This is a genomic window from Arthrobacter sp. TJ-238, assembly GCF_058269215.1.
This window is the reverse complement of the sequence record NZ_JBZCNH010000001.1, coordinates 627,426-642,376: the sequence shown is the minus strand read 5'-3', so window position 1 is coordinate 642,376 and position 14,951 is coordinate 627,426. Positions and strand designations below refer to the sequence as shown.

General features: G+C 68.8%; 19 protein-coding genes. 9 read left to right on the top strand and 10 right to left on the bottom strand.

Annotated features, from left to right (window positions below; all coding sequences use genetic code 11):
- Positions 1–213 precede the first annotated feature (213 nt).
- Together AC4D2O_RS03105 and AC4D2O_RS03100 are read left to right on the top strand one after the other, a co-directional pair.
- Positions 214–561, top strand: a complete 348-nt coding sequence (locus AC4D2O_RS03105) for a histone-like nucleoid-structuring protein Lsr2 (RefSeq protein ID WP_490905114.1) — start codon at positions 214–216, stop codon at positions 559–561.
- 17 nt (positions 562–578) lie between these two features.
- Complete coding sequence (locus AC4D2O_RS03100; protein WP_490905113.1) at positions 579–884, top strand: NIPSNAP family protein; 306 nt, start codon at positions 579–581, stop codon at positions 882–884.
- Between the two features lie 7 nt (positions 885–891).
- Here AC4D2O_RS03100 and AC4D2O_RS03095 read toward each other — a convergent pair whose 3' ends face one another.
- Entirely contained in the window at positions 892–1,245 is a 354-nt protein-coding gene (locus AC4D2O_RS03095) for a hypothetical protein (protein WP_490905112.1), read from the bottom strand.
- A gap of 267 nt (positions 1,246–1,512) precedes the next feature.
- Between AC4D2O_RS03095 and AC4D2O_RS03090 the strand changes: the two genes are divergently transcribed.
- From AC4D2O_RS03090 to AC4D2O_RS03080, 3 genes are all read left to right on the top strand, one after another.
- A complete protein-coding gene (locus AC4D2O_RS03090) occupies positions 1,513–2,607 on the top strand; it encodes a WD40/YVTN/BNR-like repeat-containing protein (protein WP_490905185.1) in 1,095 nt (364 codons plus the stop codon).
- Positions 2,608–2,636: 29 nt separating this feature from the next.
- Positions 2,637–2,924, top strand: coding sequence for a MoaD/ThiS family protein (locus AC4D2O_RS03085; protein ID WP_490905111.1), 288 nt, complete (start codon positions 2,637–2,639; stop codon positions 2,922–2,924).
- Positions 2,925–3,096: 172 nt separating this feature from the next.
- Complete coding sequence (locus AC4D2O_RS03080) at positions 3,097–4,383, top strand: ammonium transporter (RefSeq protein WP_490905110.1); 1,287 nt, start codon at positions 3,097–3,099, stop codon at positions 4,381–4,383.
- A 102-nt stretch (positions 4,384–4,485) separates the two neighbouring features.
- On the opposite strand, the gene AC4D2O_RS03075 is transcribed toward AC4D2O_RS03080, so the two are convergent.
- From AC4D2O_RS03075 to AC4D2O_RS03045, 7 genes are all read right to left on the bottom strand, one after another.
- Positions 4,486–4,857, bottom strand: coding sequence for a GNAT family N-acetyltransferase (locus AC4D2O_RS03075; protein WP_490905109.1), 372 nt, complete (start codon positions 4,855–4,857; stop codon positions 4,486–4,488).
- A 163-nt stretch (positions 4,858–5,020) separates the two neighbouring features.
- Entirely contained in the window at positions 5,021–6,622 is a 1,602-nt protein-coding gene (locus tag AC4D2O_RS03070) for a 5-oxoprolinase subunit B/C family protein (RefSeq protein ID WP_490905108.1), read from the bottom strand.
- The gene (locus AC4D2O_RS03065; RefSeq protein ID WP_490905107.1) at positions 6,609–7,364 is read right to left on the bottom strand and encodes a LamB/YcsF family protein; all 756 of its coding nucleotides are present in this window, start codon (positions 7,362–7,364) and stop codon (positions 6,609–6,611) included. Before AC4D2O_RS03065 ends, AC4D2O_RS03070 begins: the two co-directional genes overlap by 14 nt.
- A 36-nt stretch (positions 7,365–7,400) precedes the next feature.
- Positions 7,401–7,682 carry a CDGSH iron-sulfur domain-containing protein gene (locus AC4D2O_RS03060; RefSeq protein WP_490905106.1) on the bottom strand — a complete coding sequence of 94 codons (282 nt, stop codon included), beginning with the start codon at positions 7,680–7,682 and terminating at the stop codon, positions 7,401–7,403.
- Positions 7,679–8,713 (bottom strand): iron-containing redox enzyme family protein, encoded by a 1,035-nt coding sequence (locus AC4D2O_RS03055; RefSeq protein WP_490905105.1) that lies wholly within the window; start codon positions 8,711–8,713, stop codon positions 7,679–7,681. The genes AC4D2O_RS03060 and AC4D2O_RS03055 overlap by 4 nt, the downstream gene beginning before the upstream one ends.
- A 206-nt stretch (positions 8,714–8,919) precedes the next feature.
- A complete protein-coding gene (locus AC4D2O_RS03050) occupies positions 8,920–9,381 on the bottom strand; it encodes a DUF4383 domain-containing protein (RefSeq protein ID WP_490905104.1) in 462 nt (153 codons plus the stop codon).
- A gap of 31 nt (positions 9,382–9,412) precedes the next feature.
- Complete coding sequence (locus AC4D2O_RS03045; RefSeq protein WP_490905103.1) at positions 9,413–10,294, bottom strand: manganese catalase; 882 nt, start codon at positions 10,292–10,294, stop codon at positions 9,413–9,415.
- Positions 10,295–10,573: 279 nt separating this feature from the next.
- Here AC4D2O_RS03045 and AC4D2O_RS03040 point away from each other — a divergent pair, with 279 nt between their 5' ends.
- From AC4D2O_RS03040 to AC4D2O_RS03030, 3 genes are read left to right on the top strand one after another with little or no spacing between them, the layout of a single operon-like run.
- A complete protein-coding gene (locus tag AC4D2O_RS03040; protein WP_490905102.1) occupies positions 10,574–11,401 on the top strand; it encodes a hypothetical protein in 828 nt (275 codons plus the stop codon).
- Positions 11,401–11,868, top strand: a complete 468-nt coding sequence (locus tag AC4D2O_RS03035; RefSeq protein ID WP_490905101.1) for a phage holin family protein — start codon at positions 11,401–11,403, stop codon at positions 11,866–11,868. Before AC4D2O_RS03040 ends, AC4D2O_RS03035 begins: the two co-directional genes overlap by 1 nt.
- Complete coding sequence (locus AC4D2O_RS03030; RefSeq protein ID WP_490905100.1) at positions 11,865–12,560, top strand: DUF3618 domain-containing protein; 696 nt, start codon at positions 11,865–11,867, stop codon at positions 12,558–12,560. Before AC4D2O_RS03035 ends, AC4D2O_RS03030 begins: the two co-directional genes overlap by 4 nt.
- Positions 12,561–12,668: 108 nt before the next feature.
- Here AC4D2O_RS03030 and AC4D2O_RS03025 read toward each other — a convergent pair whose 3' ends face one another.
- A complete protein-coding gene (locus AC4D2O_RS03025) occupies positions 12,669–13,262 on the bottom strand; it encodes a cysteine hydrolase family protein (protein WP_490905099.1) in 594 nt (197 codons plus the stop codon).
- On the bottom strand, positions 13,249–13,626 hold the full coding sequence (locus AC4D2O_RS03020; protein WP_490905098.1) for a hypothetical protein: 378 nt from the start codon (positions 13,624–13,626) through the stop codon (positions 13,249–13,251). The genes AC4D2O_RS03025 and AC4D2O_RS03020 overlap by 14 nt, the downstream gene beginning before the upstream one ends.
- Positions 13,627–14,042: 416 nt before the next feature.
- Here AC4D2O_RS03020 and AC4D2O_RS03015 point away from each other — a divergent pair, with 416 nt between their 5' ends.
- Positions 14,043–14,951, top strand: coding sequence for a DUF2382 domain-containing protein (locus tag AC4D2O_RS03015; protein ID WP_490905097.1), 909 nt, complete (start codon positions 14,043–14,045; stop codon positions 14,949–14,951).

Below are 14,951 nucleotides of genomic sequence, written 5' to 3'. Positions count from 1 at the left end.
AGCCTTTCCGGCCCGAGACCAACTTGCCTCCTTCCCGGCCGCGGAGTATCACCCGTAGAGGGTGAGAGCCACCCTCCTGCTCGCCCGCACCCGCGTCCCGTAAAGCCGCGCATTGTGTGCCGGAACACATTCGCACCGGGAACGCATTACTGTCGAGATATCGGCGAATACGCGATAAGGTCGGAATCTGGGGCTCACGAATTCGTCCGGACAATGCAGGAGAATGAGATGTCACAGCGGGTACAGGTTCATCTGGTCGACGACCTCAATGGCGAAGAAGCACAGGAAACCGTCCGATTCGGCCTCGACGGCACGAACTACGAAATTGATCTCACCGAACAGAATGCACAGTCGCTGCGCTCCGCCCTCGCCGGCTACGTCGACAAGGGGCGCAAGGCGGGATCCGGCAAGCAGCCGACCGCGGGTCCGAAGGCCTCGTCCCGCTCGAAGCGCGAGGACACCCAGAAGATCCGTCGCTGGGCGCAGGAGAACGGCTACAACCCGAGCTCACGCGGGCGGATCACGCAGTCGATCATCGACGCCTACAACGAAAGCCGCTGACCGAGCGCAGGAACCCGATGATCACGGTCCACCTGCGCTATGAGATCGATCCCGACAAACGCGCCGACTTCGAGGAATACGGCAGGCGCTGGATCCATCTTGTCGGGAAACTGGGCGGCAATCACCACGGGTATTTCCTCCCGAGCGAGGGGGACAGCGATATCGCCTATGCGCTCTTCACGTTTCCCTCGCTCGCGGATTACGAGCGGTATCGCGAGGAGGCCGCGACGGACCCGGAGTGCATCGACGCCTATCGCCTGGCACAGGACAGCAAATGCATCCGCCGGTACGAGCGGCGTTTCCTCGCGCCACTGTTCGGGTAGGACGGCGCTAGGGGCGCCGCGCCCACGCCAGGGCCTCGCAGGCACTGTCGAAGTACCGGGTCTCCGACAGGGACTGCTCCAGGAATCCGGCGATCACGCGGTCCACCGGCCCGGTCCCGACGACGGCGATGCGGGAGGCCAGCGCTGCCTCGAGGAGCAGGGCACGCGCTGGAGGGGCGACCCCCACGAGTGCCTGCAGGTGGACGACGAGCGGCATCAGGTAGCCGTCGGACAGTTCGCGGATCGCATCGTAGGAGCCGAGGACGTCGACCGGCATCAGCAGCGAACCGGGTGCCCACCACAGGACGAGCAGGCCGTCCCGGCACTCCACGCAGTGCTTGCCCGCACAGTGCCGGCTCATGCCGGCCACGTGCGGTGGACCGGGACAGAGCCGCGATGGCGCAGCCTTCCCCAGGATCGTGTCGCTCACTCGGTGCCTCCAGGACGAACGGATCTTCGCTCCCAGCGACCGAATAGCTCCACTCTGGCACGACCGGGTCACCGACCCCACGAATACGGACAGAAGCGGGTAGTCCTCCCTGTACAAATCAGGTGGTGGGTGGAATTATCCCGAGTGATCCACACCACACCTCCGGTCCGGGACCGGTTCGACGCCGATGGGGCCACCATGACAGCACCGGGAACCACACTCCTCGCCATCGGCACGAAGAAGGGCCTCTGGCTCGCCTCGAGCCGTGACCGGGTCACATGGGCACTGTCCGAACCGAAGTTCCTCATGGAGGAGATCCCGAGCGTGGGGATCGATACCCGCGAAGGGCGAACACGCCTGTTCGCGGGCCGCATGTCATGGCACTTCGGCCCGTGCATCGCCCACTCGGATGACCTCGGCGACACCTGGACGGAACCGCAGGAGGGCAGCCTCCGTTTCGGCGCGGAGGAGGGGGTCGCGCTGGAGCGCATCTGGCAGATCCAGCCCGACGCCGAGTCCCGCCCCGGCGTCGTCTGGGCGGGATGCCAGCCCATCTCGGTCTGGAAGTCCACCGACCACGGGGAGACCTTCGAACTCAACCGGGGCCTCTGGGACCACCCCCACCGCAGCGAGTGGGGTGCCGGCTTCGGCGGGGCGGCCGCCCACACCGTGCTGCCCAGCCCAGCGGACGAGACGCTGCACGTCGCGATGAGCACGGGGGGCGTGTACCGGTCCGACGACGGCGGGGTGTCCTGGCAGCCACGGAACAAGGGCATCAGCGCCTACTTCATGCCCGACCCCGACCCGGAGTTCGGGCAGTGCGTGCACAAGGTGGCCCGCGACGCCGTTGACCCCGACCGACTGTTCGCCCAGAACCACCACGGCGTCTACACGAGTACCGACCGCGGGGACTCGTGGCAGTCCATCGCCGACGGCCTGCCCGCCGACTTCGGCTTCGTGATGCTCGCCCATCCGCACCGCAGCGGCACGGCGTGGGTCATCCCCCTCAAGGCGGACGGCGAGCGCATCCCGCCCGAGGGCCGCCTGAGGGTGCACCGGACGGACGACGGCGGCGCCACCTGGGAGGCGAGCGACGCCGGCCTGCCGCAGGCGGAGTACAACGCGGTGCTGCGTGACGCCGCGTGCGTCGACACCGCCGAGACCCCCGGGGTCTACTTCGGGACGCGCGGCGGGACCGTCTACGCGAGCGCCGACGAGGGCCGCACCTTCCGGGAGGTCGCACGGAACCTGCCGGACGTGCTCTCGGTCCGCGCCGCCGTCGTCCCTGCCTGATCGGCTCCGCGATGCCCCCGGCGCCCGCGATGAAACCCGTGACCATCCTCATCCCGACGCTCCTGCGCCCCTACGTCGACGGGCGGAGCGAGGTCAGCATGGACCTGCACGGCCGCAACGACGTCTGCTCGCTGCTGGACCGCCTGGGCGAGGGACGTCCCCTGCTCGAGCAGCGCATCCGCGAGGAGACCGGTGCCCTGAGGCGCTACGTGAACATCTACGTGGACGGCGAGGACGTGCGCCGCATGGACGGGCTCGGCACGGCGGTCCCGGCGGGGGCGACCGTCATGATCGTCCAGTCCGTCGCCGGCGGCTAGGGTGGGGCGCCGCTTAACCCAGAGTTAACGGCACCCGCCCGGTGCTGAAACGTGGCGCTGCCTACCATTGCCCAGCGCGGCGTGCCATCCCCGGTCCAGCACCCAGCCAGGTGCTCTCCCGGGCCCAGTCCTGTCCGGCACGCGCAAGCGCCATCACGGAAAAGGACTTCCCATGGACTCTGGAAACGTCGCCTGGATCCTCGCCAGTGCCGCGCTCGTCTGCCTGATGATCCCGGCACTGGCCCTGTTCTACGGAGGAATGGTGGGCTCCCGCCGCATCCTCAACATGATGATGATGTGCTTCGGCGGAGCGAGCCTCGTCGCGGTGCTGTGGGCCCTGTTCGGCTATTCGATGGCCTTCGGCAGCTCGGTCGGGGGGCTCGGGTTGATCGGGGATGTCGCCGAGTACGCCGGGATGGGCCAGCTGCTCGCCGAGGACCCGTCCGCCTCGATCCCGCCGATCCTCTTCGCGGCCTTCCAGCTCTTCTTCGCCTGCGTCACGACGGCACTCGTGGCCGGTGCCGCCGCGGGCCGCATGAGGTTCGGCGCCTGGATGATGTTCGCGGGCGTCTGGGCCACGCTGGTCTACTTCCCGATCGCACACTGGGTCTTCGCCTTCAGCTCGGAGGACGGCTCGGTGGTGGGCGGCTGGATCGCCAACAACCTCGGCGCCATCGACTTCGCCGGAGGCCTGGCCGTCCATATGAACGCGGGCATCGCAGCCCTCGCCCTCTCGCTCGTGCTCGGCCGCAGCCACGGCTGGCCGAAGGTGGACCACGCCAAGCCGCACAGCCGTCCGCTCGTGCTCGTGGGCGCCGGCCTGCTGTGGGTTGGCTGGTTCGGCTTCAACGCCGGCTCCGCGCTCTCCGCAGGGCAGTCCGCGTCGGTGGTGTTCCTCAACACCGCGGTCGCGGCATCGGCCGGGCTCCTCGCCTGGGCCCTCATGGAGCGCATCCGTAACGGCGCCGCCACGAGCATGGGGGCCGCCTCCGGCCTCGTCTCGGCCCTCGTCGCCATCACCCCGGCCTGCGGTGCGGTAAGCCCCATGGGCGCACTGGCCATCGGCGCCATCGCGGGAGCGGTGTGCTCGCTCGCAATCGAGCTCAAGTTCCGCCTCGGCTTCGACGACTCGCTCGACGTCGTCGGCGTGCACCTCATCGGTGGCATCCTCGGAACCCTGCTCATCGGCCTCTTCGCGACACCGGACGCCCCCAACGGCGTGGCCGGCGCGTTCTACGGGGGAGGACTCGAGCTGCTCGGCATCCAGGCGCTCGCGACCGTCGCCGTGCTCGCCTACTCCTTCGTGGTCACGTGGGTGATCGCCCAGATCATCCAGCGCACCATCGGCCTCCGGATCGAGCAGGAGGACGAGTTGCGCGGCATCGACATCTCCGCCCACTCCGAGTTCGCCTACCTGACCGACGAGGATCCCGTGGACCTCGGGGCACCCCGCAAGTAGCCTGCCGGCAGCCCACCTGCAGCCCACCGGCAGCCCACCTGCGAACAAGCAGACCGTCCGACGTCGGGGCGGTCTGCCTGTATGTCGAGGGGCCGTCGCGGGTCAGAGGTGCAGGGCGTTCAGCCGCTCGAGAGCGTCGCCAGGACCCACCGCCGTGATGCCGTGGGTCCGCGCCCAGGCTGCCAGTTCCTGCGTGATGGCCTGCGAGACGCCGGACCACCGGGCGTACGGGAGCACGTAGATGGAATCGACGTCGGCACGCGCCGCATCGAGGAGCCGCAGACCGCCACAGCCGACGGGCTGCCCGCTGGCCAGTTCGTAGGCGATGAGGAAGACAGCGATACCGCTCCCGTCGTCCGCGGCGGGGAGCACCGCGGGCGACCGGCCTCGGTCGTTCTCCGCGCGCAGGGCCTCCCGCAGCCCCACGGCCACCGGGTTGGTCCAGGGGACGTACCTGACCCTCAGCGTCTGCATGGCAGCCTCCTGTGGAAGTGATGTATGCTCCCCAACACTAGGGGGCAGGGGTTTCGGCAGCGTTTCCACCCGCATAATTCCGTGTGCACCCCTTTCCCGGGACGCAGCGCGGGGCTCGGCCATCAACAGGCTCCCCGTTAGGTCCGATCGGGTCCGGGTCGGATCAGGTCCGGAAGCGCACCTCGGATCCAGGCGCGAGCTGCGCCGCACGGTCGAGGTCCGCGGTGACCACGACGGCGATGACCGGATAACCGCCCGTGACGGGGTGATCGGCGAGGAACAGCACCGGCAGGCCCGACGGCGGCACCTGCAGGGCGCCGCGGACCGTGCCCTCGCTCGGCAGCTCCCCTCCCCGGGTCCGCGCCAGTGCAGGGCCGTCGAGCCGCAGCCCGATCCTGTTGGACTGTGCCGTGACCGTCCAGTCCGTCGCGCACAGGCGCACCAGCCCGTCGTCGAACCAGTCCTCGCGGGGCCCGGGAATCACGCGCAGCACCTCGGGGTCACCAACCCGTCTCGGCTCCTCGGGGTTCCCGACCGCCGACCCCGCAGCCGGCCGTCCCACCGCCAGGGGCGTGCCTGTCCTGAGAGCGGGTGGCCCGAGCCCCGACATCGAATCGGTGGACCGGCTGCCCAGCACCTCCTCGGCCTCGAAGCCTCCGCGTACGGCCGTGTAGGTCCGCAGCCCCGACACCGGGGGCGACTGTCGCAGCACCTCGCCGGCGCGCAGGAGGAACGGGGCGCACAGGGCAGGCTCGCGCTCCCCCTCGTCGGGCAGGGAGATGGTCAGACCGACGTCGGCACCCGTCACGGCCAGCACCTGGTCCTCGCCCGCCTCCAGCACGAGTCCACCATGGACGCTCTCGATCACGGCGTATCCGGCGGCGTTGCCCACCAGCCTGTTGGCCTGCCGGAGGGCGGCGCGGTCGAGAGCACCGGCCTCCGCGACGCCGAGGGCCATGAGACCGGGCCTGCCGAGATCCTGGAGCGCGCTGTAGAGCCCGGGGTGCACGATGGTCAGCCCGGACGGCACTGGCGCAGGCGTCGTGCCCTGACGGGACGACTCCGGGGCGCACGACCCGGGAGCAACGCCCGAGCGTACCTCGACGAACTCGCGCACCGCGCTGAACCGCACCCTGGTGCCGGGAAGGATGAGGGCGGGCTCGGTCCGGTGGATGTCCCACAGGACGGCGTCCGTGCGTCCGATCAGCAGCCACCCCCCGGGTGACTCCCGCGGGTAGACCGCCGAGAACTCCCCCGCGAGCGCCACGGACCCGGCAGGGACGGCCGTGCGGGGCGAATCCCGCCGGGGTACCTCGAGGCGTGCGTCACCCCCGGTGAGGTAGGCGAAGCCGGGCGCGAAGCCCCCGAAGGCAGCCACCCACGGGGTTGTCGTGTGGGCCGTGACGACGGCCTCCTCGCTCAGCCCCGTCCTGGAGGCGACGCCGGCCAGGTCGTCACCGTCGTACTGCACCTCGATGGTGATGAGTGTGCCGTCCTGCCCGGCGGGCAGGGTCAGGTCGATCGTCCGGAGCCGATCGGCGAGGGCGGCGACGTGCCGGGCGTCCTCGACCGTGACGAGGACCGTCCTGGCCGCGGGCACCACGTCCACCTGTCCGTCGACGGGGCGATCCCGCAACTGGGCCTGCACGCTCAGCACCTCGGGCAGGCCGGGCAACTCGGCGAGCAGGGCACGATCGCCGACGGGTCGCAGGGAGACGCCGCCCGGGCCCGCACCGCCGGGACCGGCGTCGCTAGGCGAAGGCACCGACGTCCACGCCGGCGGCGGCGAGTGCCTGGCGCACCGCCGCGGCCATCGTGACAGCCCCCGGCGTGTCCCCATGGACGCAGATGCTCTCGGCGGCGATCCGGATGCGCGACCCGTCGACCGCCACCACCTCGCCGTCGGTCGCGATGCGCAGCACATGCTCGACGACGTCGGACTCCGCGTGCAGCACGGCGCCCGGCTCGCGCCGCGGCACCAGGGCGCCATCGGGCCGGTACGCGCGGTCGGCGAAGGCCTCCACCACCGTGCGGAGCCCCGCGGCGCGGGCCTCCGCCTCGATGACGGTTCCGGGAAGGACCAGCAGAGGCAGCGCGTCGTCGACCTCGCGGACCGCCCGCACCACGGCGCGCGCCTGGCGCTCGTGGACCGCGATCGTGTTGTACAGCGCGCCGTGGGGCTTCACGTACTGCACCGAGGTGCCGGCCGCATGTGCCAGCGCCTGCAGAGCGCCGATCTGGTACACGACGTCGTCGGTCAGTTCGCCCGGGTCGACGTCGATGAACCGCCGGCCGAACCCCGCGAGGTCCCGGTAGCCGGGGTGCGCGCCCACGGTGACGCCGGCGGCAGCGGCAGCAGCGCAGGTGGCGCGGATGCCGGTCGGGTCGCCCGCGTGGAACCCGCAGGCCACGTTGGCGCTGGAGACCGACGCGATGATGCCCGCGTCGTCGCCGAACGTCCAGTTGCCGAAGGACTCCCCCACGTCGCTGTTCAGGTCGATCGCCACACGCTCTCCATCCTGCCGCCCTCCGTCGCGCTGTCCTCAGGGGTCCGAGCGGAAGCCGGTGAGCTTGTGCGAGCCGTCACAGTACGGTTTCAGGACGGATGCCCCGCAGCGGCAGAGCGCCACCGTACGGCGCGTGCGGGGCAGTTCGTCGCCGTCGGCCCCGATCAGTTCGAAGTCCCCGCGGATCAGCAGCGGACCGTTGGGGCACGCGACGACGGACACCGGCGTGGCGGCACCAGAGTTCAGCGCGTGCGCCGGAGAACCGCCCGGCTCCCGCGCCCCGCTCCCCATTCCCTCGCTCCCCATTCCCCCGCTCATGAGGCCATCACATCGGAGGGGCGCAGGGAGGAGAGGCCCTCCTCCCAGGCGGCCATGATCCGCACCGTCATGAGCGAGTCCACAGCGAGGGCCGCCGCAGCACCGAACAGGACATCCGGCAGGAGCTCCGGGGCGGACTCCACCAATCCGCCCGCCATGTCGCGGCCCGCGATCTGCTCGTGCACGGCGTCGGCCTCGACGTGCTCGTCGAAGTACGCGGTGGCGGCGTCGCCGTACCCGTGCCGAGTGAAGCCGCGGGAGTACAGCCGGTTGGGCTGCGAGGACGTCATCTCGTAGGCGGCGAGATGCCCCACGATCGCACCCCGCAGCCGGCGGTTGAGCCCGAAGAGGGACATGAGATTGTTGCTCGCCAGTGTGATGGCCGGCGTGGCGTCGAGGTAGGCGCCGTAGGCGTCGTCCATCCCCAGCTCGCGCATGGTGCGGGCGAAGAGGGACGAGTGCATGCGCGCCAGCAGGCCGTTGCCGTACTCGTCGGCCTGGATCTCCACCAGCGCGGCCTTCGCCCGCCCTGCCAGCCGGGGGATGGCCCACGTGTGCGGGTCCGCTTCCCGGAGCTGGGAGATGGACTTGTGGACGAGGAACTCACGCAGCTGGTCGTGCGACGCGGTCTTCGCCACGAAGCGGGACATGCTGGGACCGGAGTCCTCGCCGGTCATGCGGAACAGTTCGGCGCAGACCGCCTCGCTCGTGGCCTCGGGCAGCGCGCCGACGACCACCTCGGCACGGACCCGGGCCTCGAAGGCCGCCTCGATGCGCTGCCGCACGCCCAGCAGCTGGAGATTCCACTCCCACTCGTCGGCCGCCCCGTCGATGCCGCTGTAGTGCAGCTCGTACAGGCAGAAGAGCGCGAGCTGGAGGTCGTCGTCGTGCAGGATGTCCGGGGTCCGGGCCAGACCGTCCTCGACCACGGCCTCGAGGCGCGAGAGGGCTTCCTGCCCTGATTCCACAGTGCCGGCGATGACTGCCAGGAGCAGGGCGCTGGCTTCGCCGCGGGGTGAGGGTTGCTTCATCGAGGACCTCTTCTGTCGGGTTGACCCGCTGGGCCGGGCATCGATACCAAGCCTACTTCCCTCCTCCGACGTGGCGCGCAGCACAGGACGGACGCGATGACGCCGGACCCGCGGCACCACGGGTGCCGCCGATCCGGCGTCGATGGTCCTGCTCCCGGACGGCGGATCCGGGAGCGTCGTGCCGCCCGCTGCCACGGGCGCCGCGTCTAGGTACGTGCCGTCCTGTCCCGGGCGCCGCGGCTCAGAGCGAGTGCGAGCCCGATCATGGCGACGGCCAGGACGAAGTGCAGCCAGTTGTCCGCGGTGTTCACCGGGACGAAGTTGGCCGCCGAGTCCTGCCCGATGACGAGCCCGTAGATCCACAGGACGGCGTAGATGATGCCGCCGCCCAGCAGGTAGTTCCTCGAGCCGGAGACGGTCTTCGCCATGGCGAGACCGGCGACGCCGAACAGGAGGTGGACGATGTTGTGCAGGACCGAGACCTGGAAGATCCCGAGCAGCAGCGCGTTCGACTCATGGCCGGCGAACTGCATGGTTCCGTAGTTCGAGGTGATGCCCGGGATGAACCCCAGGATGCCGACGAGCAGGAACACGATCCCCATCGCCTGTGCGGCGCGCTGCAGGGTGGTCCGGCCGCCGGCCCTGGTCCGGTCGTTCGTATTTGTCATCAGGGTCTCCTTTTCTTCGGGGTGCGAACGGTTATTCGCGGTTCAGTTTGTCCTGCACTGTGCCGGCCATCTTCTCGACGGTGTTCGGGATCTCCGTGGTGCCGTAGAAGCGTGAATCGGGGTGCGTCGGGGGGTTCATGGGTGCCGACGTGGTCGGGCCCTCGTGGTAGGTGAACTCGCCCTTGCCGTCCGGGGTGGGACCCGACGCCCAACTGCCCTCGGACGCGTGCTTGCCGTCGGAGAAGTTGAGGTACTGGTAGGAAACCTCCCGCGCCTCTTTCTTGATCGGGAAGTTGCTAGGCACCGGCAGTTCCTCCATCTTCGATTCCTGGAGCTCCCGCGCGGCGGCAATCCACTGGTTCTGGTGCATGGTGTCCCTGGCCAGGAGGAAGGACAGCATGTCCCGGACCCCGTGGTCGTCCGTCATGTGGTAGAGCCGCGCCACCTGGAGCCGTCCCTGCATCTCCGCATTGGCGTTGGCCGTGAAGTCGGCGAGCAGATTGCCGCTGGCGGTGATGTAGCTGCCCTGCCAGGGGTTGCCGTTGCTGTCGGCGGCACGAGCACCCGCTCCGGCGACGATGGCCTGCTGCATGTCGGTGCCGCCGATGACCGCCGCGACGGCGGGATCGGCCTGGATGGAATCCTCGGTGATACCCAGGGGTGCCTTCTCGAGCAGCTGCGCGATCATCGTCGCGAGCATCTCGACGTGCCCCATCTCCTCGGCTCCGATCCCGAAGAGCAGATCACGGTACTTACCGGGGATATGGGCGTTCCAGGCCTGGAAACTGTACTGCAGGGCCACAGTGATCTCGCCGTACTGGCCGCCGAGGACCTCCTGCAGCTTCCGCGCGTAGATCGCGTCCGGCTTGTCGGGCGTGGACTTGTACTGGAGCTCCTGCTTGTGGAAAAACACGGATGAAACCTCCCCACATAGGGGCCACCCGGGCTTGGCCCGCTCCTTCGGGAAGCGGCCGCGGGCGGTCCTCTTGTTTCGACCGTACGGGCGCCCCTAGGATTTTCGGAAGATACTAAGTCTACTTATTTAGAAGTTGCGGAATCTGGAGAAAGGGCTTGCATGGAGGAAGGTAAGCATGCTTAGCTTCAGTGACAGATCCAGCACGAGATGCGGACCATCGTACCGATCCACACCGTGGATGGTCCGCATTACGGCAATATCAACGTTAGGAAGACCATGACTACGCAGAATTGGCCGCAGGATCCCCTGGTTCCCTCCACGACCGGCAACGAGTCGTCCACGTCGAAGCTCGGCGCAACCGAGCTCGGCACCACCGGCGGCAACTCCGGCTCCGATGACTCGAAGAAGTCCGTCGCCAAGGATCAGGCCAAGCAGGTCGGCCAGGAGGGCAAGGAAGCGGCCAAGAACGTGGCAGGCACCGCCGCCGCCGAGGCGAAGACAGTGGCCGCGGAGGCCGGCTCGCAGGCCAAGAACCTGCTCGGTACGGTGACCTCCGAGGTCAAGAGCCAGGCCGGTACGCAGCAGCAGAAGGTCACCGAGGGCATCCGCGGGATCGCGAACGAGCTGAAGTCCATGGCCGAGAAGTCGGACAACCACATGGTCTCCAGCGTGGTGCAGCAGGCCTCGCAGCGCACCGACACCGCCGCGAGCTGGCTCGAAGGCCGTGACGCCGCCGACATCCTCGAGGACGTCAAGGCCTTCGCCCGTCGTAAGCCCGGCACCTTCCTCGCCATCGCCGCCGGCACCGGCCTCGTCGTCGGCCGCCTGACCCGCGGCCTGACCGGCAACCGCACGGACAGCACCTCGGGCGGTCAGGGCTCCGCGTCGACCGGCACTACGACCGGCGCCTACCCGGGCTACACCGAAGTGGACTCCGATGCCTACAGTGGCACCCCTGCAACCGCCGGTTTCGGCGACACCACGCGCGGACAGCACGTCGCCGAGTCCAGCCCGGCCTTCGTCGACCCCACGGACGACTACCCCACTATCCCGCCCGGAACCCCTCCCGTGGGCACCCTGCCGAATGACGGGAGCCTGCGCTGATGAGTGAGGCATACGTTGGCGGTGCCCACCAGGGCGGTGCCCACCAGGCCGCCCCACCCCCGCCGTCGGAGGCGGAGCAGCGCTCCGCCAACGCTTCGGTGGGCGAACTCCTCGGGGAGGTGACCAAGGACCTCTCCAAGCTCATGCGCCAGGAGGTGGCCCTGGCGAAGGCCGAGGCGACGGAATCGGCGAAGAACGCCGGAAAGGGCGCGGGCATGTTCGCCGGCGCCGCGGTCGGCGGTCACTTCGTCCTCCTGTTCCTGTCCCTCGCACTGATGTGGGGACTCGGGGCACTCATGCCCCTCGGCTGGGCCGCGGTCATCGTGGCCGTCATCTGGGGCATCATCGCCGCGGTGCTCGCACTGCAGGGCAAGAAGGAAATCAAGAAGGTCAAGGGTCTCCCCCAGACAGCGGAGACCGTCAAAGAGATTCCGCCGACACTGAAACCAGGTGAGCAGACACAATGAGCCAGACACCAGACGAGATCCGCGCAGATATCGAACGCACCCGCCAGGAGCTGGGGACCGATGTCGACGCCGTGGCGGACAAAGTGAACCCGGCGAACATCGCGCATCGCCAGACCGAGAAGGTCAAGCACAGCTTCAGCAACGTGAAGGAGACCGTCATGGGCAAGGCCGAGGACGTCAAGGATTCCGTGCTCGGCAAGGCCGAGGACGTGAAGGACACGGTCACGGACAAGGCCGGACACGTCAAGGACAAAGCCGGAAGCGGGATCGGCAGCGGAGTGGGCAGTGCCCAGTCCGTCGGTGGCTCCGCGAAGGACAAGGCGCACCATGCCGGGCAGGTCGTCCAGGGCGCACCCCGCCAGCTGAGCAGCAAGGCTGCAGGCAACCCGCTGGCCGCAGGCCTCATCGCCTTCGGTCTCGGCCTGCTCGTTGCCAGCATCATCCCGGCCAGCGAGAAGGAGCAGCAGGCAGCATCGCAGCTCAAGGAGCAGGCCGCTCCGTTGAAGGACAAGGTGACCGAAGCGGCCAAGCAGGTCGTAGAGGATGTCCGGGAGCCCGTGCAGGAGGCCGTGCAGTCCGTCAAGGAGTCCGCCACCGACTCAGTCCAGACCGTCAAGGGTGAGGGCCAGCAGGCTGCCAGTGACGTCAAGGGCAGCGCGCAGGACGCGAAGTCGTCCGTCCAGCAGAGCTGACCCCTTCGATCCGAACGGAAGGCCACCGGCTGATCGCCGGTGGCCTTCCGCCATTCCGCAGCGACGAGCCTGCGGCATGCGCCATACGCTCGCCCTGGTCGGGGCCGATCAGCCGAGGAGCGCCTCGGCCTCCGTCTGTCCGACGATGGCCTGCCGGTATTCGACCGACAGGATCTCGAGCATGGCTTCGGCGTACTGGTCGTTGGTGCTGCCGATCGCATCGAGTGCATAACTGACACGGAAGTCGTGGGCGAAGGCGTCCGCGCCGGTGTGCGCCACGCAGTTGTGCGTGGACACCCCCGCCAGGACGAGCCGCTCCACACCCAGGGTCCGGAGGCGTTCGGCGAGGTGCGTGCCGAAGAACGCGCTGTCGCGGGTCTTCGTCACGGTCTCCAGCCCCTCCACGCGCAGGCCGTGCACGATGTCGGCCTGGTGGGAGCCCTTGAAGATGAAGCCCTGGTCGTCCTCGAGCATGGACAGGGTCCACGTGGAGCGGTCACTGAGGTGCTCCGTAAGCGCCACGATGACGGGCGCATCGCCCCGGCGTGCCGCGTCGATCAGGCTGTTGCATGCCCCGACGAGCGAATGCTGCACACGGGCCAGCTTCTCGTCCTCGAAGAAGGCGTTCTGCATGTCGATGATCAGCAGGGCCGTCACGCCCTCGGGTCCGGCCGGACCCGAAGCAGTATCAGAGCGCGGCATCGGGGTCACGAGAGACGTGCCCGGACAGGTCGATCAGCCGGTGATCCTCGTGCGGAAGCGTCCCGTCCGTGAGCGACGGCGTGAAGGACACGGAGGGATGCATAACCAGGGACGGTGTCACGAGGGCCACGAAGTCCACGGGGACCTCCGGTCCGACGGACGGCACCTCGGCATGGCGGCGCACCTCCGACTCGGTCATATTCGCAGCCTGGGCGATCTGTGGGTACGTGAAGCCGCTGGCGAGGGCCTGCCGGATCGCCGCACCGCAGGCCAGGGCGAGCCTGTCGCGGTGGAATTCGGCGTCCTCGAGATCCGCTGCGGCGATCAGGACATCGTTGAGGTGCGGGTGCCGTTCAGTGTGCATGGTTGCCCTTTCAGGGGCTCGGCGAACCGGCCGGCCGCTGGCCCGGAGGAACCGCTCCGCCCGACGCCCGGGTTCGGTGCGACGGTGCCCGGCGGTGCCGGGCGTCTTGGGAGACTGCTCCGCATGGGACCCATGCACTGGCTCGATTCGAGGATGTTCGGCCGGTGGCTGGACCTTCTTGCCATCATACGGAAGCAGACGTCGGCACGAAAAACCGCGTGGGACCGGCCGTCGACGGCCCCCTGCACGGCACGGATCGGCCGTCCGGCCGCCACCCGGACGCTAAGCCTGCTTCCAATTAACTACTAAGTGTGCTTACTCTAGAGGCCGGTGGTTCGCACGGGCTTCGGCCCTGACGGAACCTACAGCCGAGAATTCCATACCCCTCGAATGAGATTGCTCAGAAGGAGAAGGAAATGATCACTCAGGAACATATCGATACCCTGCTCGGTAACGGCGGCAACGTCCTCGGTTCGGATGGCGAGAAGATCGGCTCGATCGGCCAGGTCTACCTGGACGACCAGACGGGCGAGCCCAGCTGGGTCACGGCCAAGACGGGCCTGTTCGGCACGTCCGAGTCGTTCGTCCCGCTGCAGGGCGCAGATGTTGAAGGCCATGACGTCCGCGTACCCTACTCGAAGCACCAGGTGAAGGACGCACCCCGGGTCGAGTCCGACGGCAACCTGAGCCCCGAGGAAGAGGACCGCCTCTACCGTCACTACGAGATCGATGGCGGCACCAGCGGCTACACCGACACGACGACGACCACGGGCACGACGGGTACCACCGGCACTGTCGGTCACGGTGACCGCGACGTGGACATCGACACGCACTCCGGTCGCCACACCGGCGTCGACGACACGACGAGCACCTACTCGGACACCGACACCAGAACGGGCCGCAACACCGTGGGCCACGACACGTCCGGTCCCACGACCGACGATGCGATGACCCGCTCGGAGGAGCAGCTCCGCGTCGGCACCGAGCGACGCGAAGCCGGCCGCGCACGCCTGCGCAAGTACGTCGTGACCGAGAACGTCACCCAGAGCGTTCCCGTCAGCCGTGAGGAAGTCCGCGTGGAGCGCGAGCCCATCACGGAGGCCAACCGCGGCGACGCGTACGACGGACCGGCCATCAGCGAGGAGGAGCACGAAGTCGTCCTCCACGCCGAGCGCCCCGTCGTCGAGAAGGAAGCCGTCCCCGTCGAGCGCGTGCGCCTCGACAAGGAGACCGTCACCACCAACGAGACGGTCAGCGGCGAAGTCCGCAAGGAAGAGATCGAAGTCGAGGGCGCGGATGACACCCGTCACGGCAAGAACCGCTGA